Source organism: Vibrio sp. 1978 (assembly GCF_033344345.1).
Genome location: NZ_JAWPOP010000017.1, coordinates 1 through 13,893 on the forward strand (window position 1 = coordinate 1; position 13,893 = coordinate 13,893).

Annotated in this window: 6 protein-coding genes and 1 riboswitch; of the genes, 2 read left to right on the forward strand and 4 right to left on the reverse strand. The window is 44.4% G+C overall.

Translation table 11 applies throughout. The features are described 5' to 3' along the window. Nucleotides 1-809: 809 nt before the first annotated feature. Complete coding sequence (locus tag R8N49_RS16385; RefSeq protein ID WP_064354335.1) at nucleotides 810-2,141, reverse strand: cation:proton antiporter; 1,332 nt, start codon at nucleotides 2,139-2,141, stop codon at nucleotides 810-812. A 191-nt stretch (nucleotides 2,142-2,332) separates the two neighbouring features. Between R8N49_RS16385 and metH the strand changes: the two genes are divergently transcribed. Beyond that, nucleotides 2,333-6,013, forward strand: coding sequence for a methionine synthase (gene metH / locus R8N49_RS16390; RefSeq protein ID WP_186584630.1), 3,681 nt, complete (start codon nucleotides 2,333-2,335; stop codon nucleotides 6,011-6,013). Nucleotides 6,014-6,099: 86 nt separating this feature from the next. On the opposite strand, the gene lysC is transcribed toward metH, so the two are convergent. Further along, nucleotides 6,100-7,452 carry a lysine-sensitive aspartokinase 3 gene (gene lysC, locus R8N49_RS16395; protein WP_017821324.1) on the reverse strand — a complete coding sequence of 451 codons (1,353 nt, stop codon included), beginning with the start codon at nucleotides 7,450-7,452 and terminating at the stop codon, nucleotides 6,100-6,102. 101 nt (nucleotides 7,453-7,553) lie between these two features. Beyond that, nucleotides 7,554-7,732: riboswitch (Lysine riboswitch) on the reverse strand. Nucleotides 7,733-7,952: 220 nt separating this feature from the next. Between lysC and R8N49_RS16400 the strand changes: the two genes are divergently transcribed. Further along, nucleotides 7,953-9,074 (forward strand): pyridoxal-phosphate-dependent aminotransferase family protein, encoded by a 1,122-nt coding sequence (locus R8N49_RS16400; RefSeq protein WP_017821323.1) that lies wholly within the window; start codon nucleotides 7,953-7,955, stop codon nucleotides 9,072-9,074. A gap of 59 nt (nucleotides 9,075-9,133) precedes the next feature. On the opposite strand, the gene R8N49_RS16405 is transcribed toward R8N49_RS16400, so the two are convergent. Together R8N49_RS16405 and uvrA are read right to left on the reverse strand one after the other, a co-directional pair. After that, nucleotides 9,134-10,915 (reverse strand): PglL family O-oligosaccharyltransferase, encoded by a 1,782-nt coding sequence (locus R8N49_RS16405; protein WP_132937242.1) that lies wholly within the window; start codon nucleotides 10,913-10,915, stop codon nucleotides 9,134-9,136. A 67-nt stretch (nucleotides 10,916-10,982) separates the two neighbouring features. Next, nucleotides 10,983-13,805: an excinuclease ABC subunit UvrA gene (gene uvrA / locus R8N49_RS16410; protein ID WP_170897625.1), complete on the reverse strand. Its 2,823-nt coding sequence runs from the start codon at nucleotides 13,803-13,805 to the stop codon at nucleotides 10,983-10,985. Nucleotides 13,806-13,893 lie beyond the last annotated feature (88 nt).

A 13,893-nucleotide genomic window follows, 5' to 3' on the forward strand; every position in this document is an offset into this window, starting at 1 on the left:
AGTTGGTTAGAATACCGGCCTGTCACGCCGGGGGTCGCGGGTTCGAGTCCCGTCCACTCCGCCACTTATATTAAGCCTCAGTCGAAAGACTGAGGCTTTTTCGTTTTGGTTCCCCCGACTTACCTTAAATCCACTTTCATATTAAAACCTTGCATCTAGAGTTACACTACCCTCTTCACATGGTTTTAATATCGTCGTGAACGAGCTAGCATGTAACTCTGTGCCTTAGTCTTAGCCTTATTCCGATACCAAGCTCTAACCAAAGCTCCTTTTTATTCGATATTAGAAAATCTAGTTATGTGACAGAGTTTAATTGTTTGAGGTGTCGCTTGTTTCTAATTTGAAAACAGGACGACTTTGAATACAAGTTTAGTCTCACTGAGTTCAAGAGGGAGGGATTTAAACTTCCGTTAAGGCTTTGCTACCTGGGTGCCAGCTCAGTTTTATCTCGGTGAGGTTGCTAACCCGTTTGGGTTCTGAACGCAATCACCCTAAATGTCTCTTTCTCATAAAAATACAAACTCGCTCATTGCTAAGTATTGTGGAAGTTTAGCTTTGATGTTTGCGAGGAGCCTATATTGCCAAGGGAAGAGAAGTGATACAGATGAAAATGGGTAAATTAAAAGACTCGTCTATGAATACTATCTATCGGCAATAGTTAGTATCTATGAAAATGTAGCGTAGCGATTCTTCGTATATTTGATGGTATATCAAAGAATAAGGAGCCTTCGTCCTTGAAGGGGAGTCTGAAAATTAGTTATGAAAAAAGCAGCTAGGTAGCTGCTTTTTATTTATTAAGTTACGTGTCTTTAAGAGTCCACTGTCTCCGTATGTTCCGGAGTGGTTATTGCTTGGTTGTTCTCTTCCATCTTCTTCTCTTCTGCTTTTGCTTTTTCAATCATTGGAGTGATTGTTGAGCCTTGAATGAGGATAGAGAAAACAACGACGGAGTAGGTCATTACAAGAATAATCTCTTTTACATCGATTAACTTATCTTGAATCACCCAAATACCAGATGGAATGGAAAGTGCCATTGCCAATGCAAGGCCCCCGCGTAAGCCGCCCCACGTCAAAATACGTACTGACCACGGGTTATATTTTCTGTAACGCTTAAAGCCAATGTACGAGAGAAATACGCTTAAATAGCGAGCTGCTAGTACAAGAGGGACTGAAATAGCCATCATGATCCAGTCTTCTTTGTGGAATTCAAACAGCAGCATCGACATGCCGATCAGTAGGAATAACACGCCATTCAAGAACTCATCAACAAGCTCCCAAAAATGGTCAAGGTGATCTTCACTCTCTTTTGAAAAGCCAATAAAGCGTGTCCAGTTGCCAATCATAATACCGGATACAACCATTGCGAGTGGGCCTGATACATGGATGTATTCAGCAAATGCGTAACCTGCTGTTGGGACACCAATGGTAAGTAACAATTCCATTGAGTGATCATCGGTGGCACTGATCAAGTAGTGGAATAGCAAACCGAGGACGAAACCATATGTGATACCACCGATAGCTTCTTGGATGAAGAGTAAGGTGACACTACCTACAGTTGGTGCCTCAGTGCCAAATGCAATCGTAAATAGAGTGACGAAGATAACCAAACCGAAGCCATCATTGAAGAGCGATTCTCCTTCAATCTGAGTGGAGATACGTTTAGGAGCATCGAGTTTTTTCACAATAGCCAATACAGCGATTGGGTCAGTTGGCGATATTAGAGCACCAAATAGTAAGCAGTAGACCAAATCAAATTGGATGCCAATTAACTGACAAAACCCATACAGCGCAAATCCAATAAAGAACGTAGAAAACAGTGTAGCTCCAAGGGCTAAAACAGTGATCTCCCACTTTTGATCTTTAAGGTTCGGGAGTTTGATGCCTAGTCCACCAGCAAATAGTAAGAAGCCAAGAATGCCTTTGAGCAAGAAATCTTCGAAGTTAATCCTTGTGACCGTCTCCGTTGCAATTTCGGTGAGATGGAACCAGTTGTTTTGACCCGCAATTAAGATTAGAAGTGAAAGCACCATTGAACCTGCGGTAATCGCAATGGTGGTTTGCATCTTTCCTATCTTGCTGTTTACAAAAGCAATTAGCATCGCAGCTGCGGATAGAAAACATAAAGTATGATAGACCGACATAGAGCTCTCTATTTGTAACATTTTATGAATGGAATTCTCGGCTGATGCTGCTTAAATAGCAAACATTTTTTCGTGATTATTTTGCAAGTTAAGAAGGATATAAAATAATCATTAATTCTACGTTTAGACGTCTAGACTCCTGAAGTTTGTGTGATAGGATGGAAAGATAACTAAAGGAATGAGGCTGTACTGTGGGAAGTAACGTAATACAACAGATTGAAGCTCAATTGAAGCAACGTATTCTTTTGATTGATGGTGGTATGGGAACCATGATTCAAGGGTACAAACTTGAAGAGCAAGACTATCGAGGAACGCGCTTTGCGGATTGGCATTGTGATCTAAAAGGTAACAACGACCTGTTGGTTCTAAGTCAGCCTCAACTTATCAAGGAAATTCACGCTGCATATTTAGAAGCGGGTGCAGATATTCTCGAAACCAACACGTTTAACGCAACAACCATTGCGATGGCTGACTACGAGATGGAAAGCCTAAGTGAAGAAATTAACTTTGCTGCTGCCAAGCTTGCACGTGAAGTTGCAGACGAATGGACCGCAAAAACACCCGATAAACCGCGTTATGTCGCAGGGGTTTTAGGGCCGACGAACCGCACTTGTTCTATCTCTCCTGATGTAAACGACCCTGGATATCGAAATGTTTCTTTCGACGAGTTAGTTGAGGCTTACTCTGAATCGACTCGAGCGCTGATTAAAGGTGGTTCTGATCTTATTCTTATCGAGACCATCTTCGATACTCTTAACGCTAAGGCTTGTTCATTTGCTGTTGAAAGTGTGTTTGAAGAGATGGGTATTGAGTTACCTGTGATGATCTCGGGGACTATTACTGATGCTTCCGGTAGAACATTATCCGGTCAAACCACAGAAGCGTTTTACAACTCATTACGTCATGTTAAACCGATTTCGTTTGGTTTGAACTGTGCACTTGGCCCGGATGAACTGCGTCCTTATGTTGAAGAGCTCTCGCGTATATCAGAATCTTTTGTTTCCGCTCACCCAAATGCTGGGCTTCCGAATGCATTCGGCGAATACGATTTGTCGCCAGAAGATATGGCTAAGCATGTTAAAGAGTGGGCTCAAAGTGGCTTTTTAAACTTGATTGGTGGGTGTTGTGGTACAACTCCTGAGCACATTCGCCAAATGGCACTCGCGGTTGAAAATATCGCCCCTCGTCAATTACCTGAACTTCCCGTTGCTTGTCGCTTGTCTGGCCTAGAGCCACTCGCTATTGATAAAGACTCTTTATTTATCAATGTCGGTGAGCGTACGAATGTAACCGGTTCTGCGCGTTTTAAGCGCTTGATTAAAGAAGAGCTGTACGATGAAGCGCTCGATGTGGCTCGTCAACAAGTTGAAAATGGCGCTCAAATTATCGATATCAACATGGATGAAGGCATGTTGGATGCACAAGCTTGTATGGTTCGCTTTTTAAACCTTTGTGCGTCAGAACCTGAAATCTCAAAAGTACCAATCATGGTTGACTCTTCCAAGTGGGAGGTTATTGAAGCCGGTCTTAAGTGCATCCAAGGCAAAGGCATTGTTAACTCGATCTCTCTCAAAGAAGGCAAAGAGAAATTCGTTGAACAAGCTAAGTTGATCCGCCGTTACGGTGCGGCTGTGATTGTGATGGCGTTTGATGAGATTGGGCAAGCAGATACACGTGAGCGCAAAGTAGAAATTTGTACCAACGCTTACCGAATTCTTGTTGATGAAGTGGGCTTTCCACCAGAAGACATCATTTTTGACCCAAACATTTTTGCCATTGCTACGGGGATCGAGGAGCATAATAACTACGCGGTGGATTTCATTGAAGCCGTTGGCGATATCAAACGTGATTTACCACATGCGATGATCTCGGGTGGTGTTTCTAACGTCTCATTCTCTTTCCGTGGCAATAACTATGTACGTGAAGCGATTCACGCGGTGTTCCTCTACCACTGTTTTAAAAATGGTATGGATATGGGGATTGTGAATGCGGGTCAGTTAGAAATCTACGATAACGTGCCTGAAAAATTGCGTGAGGCTGTGGAAGATGTCGTTCTTAACCGTCGTGATGACGCCACTGAGAGATTGTTAGATATCGCGGCGGAATATGCAGGCAAAGGGGTAGGTAAAGAGGAGGATGCCTCTGCACTTGAGTGGAGAACTTGGCCTGTTGAAAAGCGCTTAGAGCACGCGTTAGTGAAAGGAATAACTGAGTTCATCGTTGATGATACCGAAGAGGCTCGTGTCAACGCTTCAAAGCCATTAGAGGTGATTGAAGGCCCATTAATGGATGGGATGAACGTCGTCGGAGACTTGTTTGGTGAAGGTAAAATGTTCCTTCCTCAGGTCGTAAAATCTGCACGAGTGATGAAGCAAGCAGTCGCGCATCTGGAGCCCTACATCAATGCAGAAAAGCAGGTGGGACAAACAAACGGTAAGATTTTGCTAGCGACGGTCAAAGGTGATGTACATGATATCGGGAAAAATATCGTTGGCGTTGTATTGCAGTGCAATAACTACGAAATTATCGATCTTGGTGTCATGGTTCCTTGCGAAAAGATCTTAAAAGTAGCGCAAGAAGAGAACGTCGATATTATTGGTTTATCAGGGTTGATCACACCTTCATTAGACGAAATGGTGCATGTTGCAAAAGAGATGGAGCGTCTCGACTTTAACTTACCTCTTCTCATCGGTGGCGCAACAACGTCAAAAGCCCATACAGCAGTTAAGATTGAGAAAAATTACAAGCATCCAGTGGTTTACGTGAACAACGCCTCACGTGCAGTGGGCGTATGTACTTCTCTTCTGTCTGATGAACGTCGCCCTGAATTTGTTGAAAAACTTGAAGCTGATTACGAACGAGTACGTGATCAACATAATCGAAAGAAACCGAGAACCAAACCAGTGACATTAGAAGCTGCTCGAGCGAATAAAGTTGCTATCGATTGGGAAGCTTATACTCCTCCAGTGCCTGTTAAGCCTGGCATTCATATCTTCGATGATTTTGATGTGGCTATATTACGTCAATACATCGATTGGACACCATTCTTTATGACTTGGTCACTTGTGGGTAAGTATCCAACAATTTTCCAACATGAAGAAGTTGGTGAAGAAGCAAAACGTTTATTCGAAGATGCCCACGAGATACTTGATCGAGTTGAGCGAGAAGGCCTGTTAAAAGCGCGTGGAATGTGTGGCTTATTCCCTGCTGCGAGCGTGGGGGACGACATTGAAGTTTATGCTGATGAAACTCGTACCGACGTTGTGAAAGTATTACGTAACTTGCGACAACAGACCGAGAAACCAAAAGGATTCAACTATTGTTTATCCGACTACATCGCACCTAAAGAGTCGGGTAAGCATGATTGGATAGGGGCATTTGCTGTCACTGGTGGTATTGGTGAACGAGAGCTTGCTGATGAATACAAAGCACAGGGAGATGATTACAACGCAATTATGATTCAAGCGGTGGCGGATCGCCTAGCCGAAGCGTTTGCTGAGTATTTGCATGAGCGTGTCCGTAAAGAAATTTGGGGTTATGCAGCTGATGAAGATTTATCTAACGATGATCTCATTCGTGAAAAATACCAAGGTATTCGCCCTGCGCCGGGTTATCCCGCGTGTCCTGAACATACTGAAAAAGGACCGCTTTGGGAGTTACTTAATGTGGAAGAGAACATTGGTATGACTCTAACCTCCAGCTATGCAATGTATCCGGGCGCGTCAGTCTCTGGTTGGTATTTCTCTCATCCTGACTCACGTTACTTTGCGATCGCACAGATCCAAGAAGATCAGTTAGAGAGTTACGCCGATCGTAAGGGGTGGGATAGGATCGAGGCTGAAAAATGGTTAGGGCCAAACATTAACGGTTAAATTGATGTTTACCTCGTCCAAATGTAACAACTAATGAAACGACAAAGGGCTGCAAATACGCAGCCCTTTGTTTTATTGAGTTGAACTTACTTCTCAAACAACTCAGTGTGGAGTTTTTGTATGGCTTGTTTCGATACCGATTCATGGAGCAAGAAGCATAAGTTGTGAGGGCTAGCGCCATAACAAATCATGCGTAGGTTAAAATCTTCTAGCGTGCCAAAAACCTGTTTCGCGTAGCCTTTACTCTCACTCATGTTGTTTCCAATGAGAGCAACGAGGCATAGGTCATGTTCAACTTCTACCTTACATAACTCTTCTAACTCTTCTCGTGCAGCTTGCGGCAGCTGTGGTGCTCCGCCAGAGGTATCAGTTTGATCAAGTGTTAACGATACACTGATTTCAGATGTCGTGATCAAATCGACAGAGATCTTATGCTTTGCAAGGATCTCAAAGACCTTTGCTAAAAAACCGTATGCGTGGAACATATTGGCGCTGCGTAGCGTTACCATGGTTTGGTTACAACGCAAAGCTAGCGCACGGAATAACGGTGAGCTTTCGACTTGGTGGCGAATCCAAGTTCCCCCTTTTTCTGGCTCTTTCGATGACCCTACAAATACCGGAATGTCGTGGCGCAATGCAGGTACTAGCGTAGAAGGGTGAAGGATTTTAGCGCCAAAGTTAGCCATTTCTGAAGCTTCACTAAAGCTGATCTCAGGAATTGGTGAGGCTTTTGGTGCAATTCGCGGGTCTGTTGTGTAGATTCCCGGAACATCAGTCCAGATTTCTAGCCCTGCCGCTTTAACGCTCTCAGCAATTAAGGCGGCGCTGTAATCGCTGCCCCCTCGACCTAATGTTGTTGTATTACCGGCTTCGTCAGATCCTATGAAGCCTTGAGTAACAACAACGGATTGTTGGCAAAGTGGTACGAGTTTATCTTGCGCAAGCGTCGAAATTGCTTCAATGTTTGGCTCCGCGCGACCAAAGTTGTCATCAGTACGCAACACATCGCGGATATCAAAGCGCACTGCTTGAATGCCTCGCTCACACATTAACTGAGTTAGAATGTGCGTCGACATGAGTTCACCACATGCGACTAAATGATCGGTTAACTTCGCACTAGCTTGGATAGATGCAGCCTCGGCCAGGCTGGTTACGGTATCTAATATGCCATACACCTCGGCAGCAGTTTTCGTGCTGTCTTCGAGCTGAGTTAAAATGGCGTCATGAATGTTGGCCAAATTTTGTAGCAGCTCAGTACGGTGCGTTTGATCCTGAACACCGTTGGCGAGTTCTACCAATAGGTTGGTGACGCCAGAGCAAGCGCTGCTCACGACCAGGCGAGTATTTGGATTGTTTTCGATAATGGTGGCGCAACGACTCATTGCCTCAAAGTTGGCAACACTGGTTCCACCGAATTTAGCTACGTTAAATGCGCTCACTGCGTTCTCCCACGGCTTCCTAAAAAATTGTACATCCAATGTTTAGTGAGAAAAGGAACAGAGCAAAAAGAGAGGTATTTAGAATGCTATTTGAAAAATTTACCCTCAGAAGCCCTTCATCAGACTGCGCTGATGACAGTTGATGGGATTCAGCCCAATTCAACCGACAAGTCAAATCCTGCAACTTTGACTTACCTCGGCACTACTCCCCCTCAATGATTGGTGTTGGAATTGCGGTTCCACAAATCATCTACCTGGGTAGCGCTCCTCTTCTACATAAAGCTCAAACATTGAACGGTTTTGAGGCCTTAATGTCAATCAATATTTCAACCTTTATGGTGTTTTTTATTAACGATTTTGTGACACTGGTTTGACCTCCATACTTACGGCTAATTGCTGATAGAGGAAAAATCTATTAGGGTGAAGAACCCTACACCTGAGCCATGTTATTGAATAGAACTTTTAGAATGCTCAGGATAAAAGATAATCAAGGAGCTGACATGTCGATCCAAAGCTTTATTCCGCCTCACCGTATTTTAATGGGACCTGGTCCTTCTGATATTTATCCTCAAGTGTTACAAGCACTAAGCCGTCCTACGGTAGGTCACCTTGATCCTCTGTTTATCGGTATGATGGATGAGCTCAAGCAGCTATTGAAGTATGCCTTTCAAACTGACAATGAGTTCACTATTGCGGTTTCAGCGCCAGGTAGTGCAGGGATGGAAACCTGCTTTGTAAACTTGATCGAGAAAGGCGATAAAGTGATCGTTTGCCGTAATGGTGTATTTGGTGAACGCATGCGCGAAAATGTCGTCCGTGCTGGTGGTGAAGTTGTTATCGTCGATGATGAATGGGGGACGCCTGTTTCCATTGATAAAGTCGAGCAAGCACTCGAACAGCACCCAGATACAAAAATTCTTGCTTTTGTGCATGCGGAAACCTCAACTGGTGCAGTCAGTGATGCTCAAGCATTGGGTAAGCTCGCGAAACAGCATAATGCATTATCTATTGTTGATGCGGTGACATCGCTTGGTGGTGTGCCGTTAAAAGTGGATGAATGGCAACTGGATGCGGTTTACTCTGGTAGTCAAAAATGTTTGTCATGTGTACCTGGACTCTCACCAGTGACGTTTTCTCCTGCCGCGATTGAAAAGATTCAAGCAAGAACAACACCAGTACAGAGTTGGTTCCTCGATCAGAGTTTAGTTTTGGGGTATTGGAGTGGAGAAGGCAAGCGTAGTTACCATCATACGGCGCCAGTTAATAGCTTGTATGCGCTTCATGAAGCTTTATTGATACTGAAAAATGAAGGATTAGAAAACGCTTGGGCTCGTCACCAACTGATGCATGAAAAACTCAAAAATGGCTTACAAAAGTTAGGATTTGAATTTGTTGTGGACGAAGCCCATCGGTTGCCACAATTAAATGCGATTTACGTGCCTGAAGGAATTGATGAAGCAAAAGTTCGTGCTCACTTGCTAGAAACCTATAACCTAGAAATTGGTGCAGGCCTTGGGGCATTAGCTGGTAAAGCGTGGCGTATTGGCTTAATGGGTTACGGCGCTCGATCTGAAAACGTTGCGCTGTGCTTAAAAGCGTTAGAAGAGTCACTCACTGAATAAAATCATACAGCAATGAGATAAAGAAAAGCGAAGGTCATCCCTTCGCTTTTTGGTACTTATTACTCTGCACCTGAAGTGGGGGCTGGTGAGGCAGAGATTGCTTGAGAAGGTGGTTGGTAATTGACGTCACTGAAATCAATCTTCGGGAACAAAAACTGCGCTTCAGCTCTAATTTGCTCCGCTTTACTTGAGTCATCTAAGCCTTGGTAGGCCAAAATCAAATTATTATAAAATGCAGGGCGAGGCTTATCTTTGATGATTTTTAGCGACCAATCGATATAAGGCTGAATCAAGGTTGCGTCTTGTTGGTACAGCCCAAGGTTTAAAAACGTGCTATAGACATCCCAATCAAACCTGTCTTTCCAAACCACAGGGTTACTGACTTGATTCAGAATATCAGGGTTAGTTGGTCTAGTGGTCTCAAACTTCGTCAATACATAGTTCGTATGTAATGCGCTTACCATGTAAAACGTAAACGCAACGGGAAGTACCAAACTAAAAACACGCAGCAAGCTTTTGGTCACATTACTAAAGCCGACTTGTCGATAACGAGAGACGCGCTGATCGACCCAGTACAGTAGGATAACGAAGATCAACCAATGCACGAGAGAGTGGTAGAAAGGGTATTCCAGTTGTGAGTGCAATACGATAGGTATAAACAAGGCCAGCAACGCAAGACGAGTTCCGCGTTTGGCTTGATAGATTCGATACAGTACCAGTGCCATCGCTAAGAAGATGCCGATTATTGGCAGCAAGCCACCTTCTACTCCCCAGTAAAGTAGCTCATTATGCGGATGATCCATGGCTGGCAAACCTGCTGGGTAATTCTCATTTAGGGCATGTTGACGAGCCGTATACAGCATGTACTCAGATTCAAACTTGCCATATCCATAACCAGTAAAAGGCTTTTCAATCACCATGTCTAATGTTTGCGGAAAAGTATACGCTCGAGGAGACTCCATATTTACTTTTTCTGCGGCTAACCTACCTCCATCAGGAAAGGCAAGATGCATGACAACGACAGAGAGTAAGAGCCCACTTACAAGTGACACAACCCAGCGGATAAAGCGCCCTTTGGTTGCAAAGCGGTACATGTATGGAATGACCAACAACACGGCGATGACCGAGGCTAACCAACCAGTGCGTGAAGCCAACGCCACAATTAGTGGTAAAGTTAAAACTGGTACGGCATAGAGAAGGTAAACATCGCTTAACTTACGATCGTATTTGTAGGGCTGACGTGCAAGTAAATAGCTGGCAATCACCAACCCTGTCGCAAGAAAACTGGCCATTACATTGGGCTGTTGGAAAATACCATAAGGACGATTGGCCACCGTGTCGTAACCAAACGGATTGCCTGGTTTGAGATACAGATATTGTGTCAGACCAAAAATGGCTTCGATAACAACCGCAAGGACAATGAACCATAATAGGCGTTGGCGATGTTTATTACTGAAATGAAATTGTTGTAAAACAATAAAGAACAGGACACCACACCACAGGCCTATGAGCTTATTGGCTGCCAAGCTGCTATTCGCATTTGGGTACAGAATGGGCACTGTCATGATAAGAGCACTAATGAACAAGCCGATGGTTAGTTTTGAGTAACGTAGCACTCGATTATTCGCTAGTTGGTAACACCCAATGCCTAATGCAAAGCTAAAAGCAATCCAAGTTGTCGCATTGAACGAAAGCGAAAGCCCCGAACCGCCGGGGTTGGGCATGAAAAAGTGCATTGCCAACACAAATAGTGTTGCCAAGGCAATGAGAAACTTGCGATTGAGGGGAACCTGTACTTTTTCGGGAGAAAGCTTTGTTCCACTTACATGTATAGTAGCCATAGTTATTGCGTTGTTTTGAATGAAAAAAGACCAGCACTTGCTGGTCTCGATACTTTACCTGTTTTTTCTACTTCAACATAGGCTTGAGGAAGTGAGCTGTGTGCGAACCCTCGATTTGCGACACATCTTCCGGAGTGCCTTGAGCGATTATCTCGCCGCCACCTTGACCCCCTTCAGGACCAAGATCGATAATCCAGTCCGCAGTCTTAATGACGTCCAGGTTATGCTCGATCACCACGACAGTGTTTCCGTGGTCGCGAAGTCTGTGCAGTACAGTGAGCAACTGCTGGATATCATGGAAGTGCAAGCCGGTTGTTGGTTCATCCAAAATGTACAAGGTTTTTCCTGTATCACGTTTGGATAGCTCTCGCGCCAGTTTCACACGCTGTGCTTCACCACCGGAGAGTGTTGTTGCCGCTTGACCCAATCGTATGTACGACAAACCCACATCCATCAGTGTTTGTAGTTTGCGAGCGATGGCAGGAACTGGATCGAAGAAGGTGCGTGCATCTTCGACCGTCATTTCTAGCACTTCATCAATAGTTTTACCTTTGTAACGTACTTCGAGCGTTTCACGGTTGTAGCGTTTACCTTTACACACATCACATGGCACATAAACATCTGGTAGGAAGTGCATTTCTACTTTGATAACACCGTCACCCTGACAGGCCTCACAACGACCACCGCGCACGTTAAAACTAAAACGGCCCGGTTTGTAACCGCGAGAACGCGACTCCTGTGTGCCTGCAAACAGTTCACGGATTGGTGTAAAGATCCCCGTATAGGTTGCAGGGTTAGAGCGAGGTGTACGGCCAATTGGGCTTTGATCGATATCGATGACTTTATCGAAGTGCTCTAGACCTTTAATCGATTTATAAGGTGAAGGCTGAGCCGTTGTCGCTCCGTTAAGTTGGGTATGCGCAATTTTAAAGAAAGTATCATTAATCAGCGTTGATTTACCTGAGCCAGATACTCCTGTAATACAGCTGAATAACCCAACAGGAATTGAAAGGTTAACGTTTTTAAGGTTATTACCTGTAGCGCCTAATAGCTCAACCGTTTTTTTCGGATCTCGCGGCGTGCGATCTTTCGGTACTGCGATTTCTTTAACACCACTTAAGTACTGACCTGTCAGAGAATTCGGATTCGCGACTATCTCTTCCATGGTGCCTTCCGCAACAACATTACCACCATGTACGCCAGCACCAGGACCAATATCTATGACATGATCTGCACAGCGAATCGCATCTTCATCGTGTTCTACCACAAGTACGGTATTACCTAAATCGCGCAAATGAGTGAGCGTTTTTAATAAGCGTTCATTATCACGCTGGTGGAGACCAATCGACGGTTCGTCCAGAACATACATCACACCAACAAGACCCGCCCCAATTTGGCTTGCTAAACGAATACGTTGAGCTTCACCGCCTGATAAGGTTTCTGCACTGCGTGATAAGTTTAGGTAGTTCAAACCGACGTTAACTAAGAATTGCAGGCGGTCGTTGATTTCCTTCATCACTTTTTCAGCGATTTGGGCGCGTTGACCTTCCAGTTTCAAGGAATGGAAGAATTCCAATGCATCAGCAATGCTGAGTTCAACAATCTCAGGTAGTGTCGTATCAGCAATAAACACGTTACGTGCTTCAAGGCGTAGACGAGTACCGCCACAGCTTGAACAAGATTTAGTGGAGATGTATTTTGCAAGCTCTTCACGGACAGAGTTGGATTCTGTATCACGATAGCGACGTTCTAGGGTATTCAGAATACCTTCGAATGGATGGCGTTTAACGCGAATATCGCCACGATCGTTGATGTATTTAAACTCAATCTCAGTACGACCTGAGCCCTTTAGAATGACATCTTGCGTTTTCTTTGGCAGAGAATTAAAAGGGGCATGGAGGTCAAAACCATAATGATCGGCCAATGAGATGAGCATTTGGAAGTAGTAGTAGTTCTTTTGATCCCAACCGCGAATTGCACCTTGTGCCAAGCTTAATGAATCATCTTGAATGACTCGGCTTGGATCGAAGTATTGTTGAACACCCAAGCCATCACAAGTGCCACATGCACCAGCAGGGTTGTTGAATGAGAAAAGTCGCGGCTCTAACTCTTGCATGCTGTAACCACATTGTGGACAAGCGAAGTTGGCGGAGAAAATAATCTCTTCACCGTCGCCATCCATTGGCGCGACAACTGCAATTCCGCCTGATAATTCGAGTGTTGTCTCGAAAGATTCGGCCAAGCGCTGTTGTAAGTCTGGACGAACTTTAAAGCGGTCTACCACAACTTCAATGGTGTGCTTTTTATGTAGTTCAAGGGTTGGAGGATCGGAAAGATCGCAAGTTTCTCCATCAATACGCGCACGAATAAAGCCTTGAGCCGCTAAGTTCTCAAGCGTTTTAACATGCTCACCTTTACGTTCTTTGACAATAGGCGCCAATAGCATCATTTTGCTGCCTTCCGGCATCTCTAGGACTTTGTCCACCATTTGGCTGATAGTTTGCGCAGCAAGAGGGGCATGGTGCGTTGGACAGCGGGGTTCGCCCACACGAGCATACAATAGACGTAAGTAGTCGTAGACTTCGGTAATTGTACCGACGGTTGAACGCGGGTTATGAGAAGTAGATTTCTGTTCAATAGAAATCGCAGGTGATAACCCTTCAATGTGGTCGACATCGGGTTTTTCCATCAGAGACAAAAACTGACGAGCGTAGGCAGAGAGAGACTCTACGTAGCGTCGTTGGCCTTCTGCATACAATGTATCGAAAGCGAGAGAGGATTTACCTGAGCCACTTAGTCCAGTAATGACAATCAGTTTATCGCGAGGGATTGTAAGATTAATGTCTTTAAGGTTATGGGTTCGGGCACCGCGAACTTCTATTTTATCCATCGTTTTTGCTCTATGTATAACCAAGTGGGGCAAGTATTACATAGTGTGAGAAATGTGCAAAGAAAATTACTGGATAAAAAAACAGTAA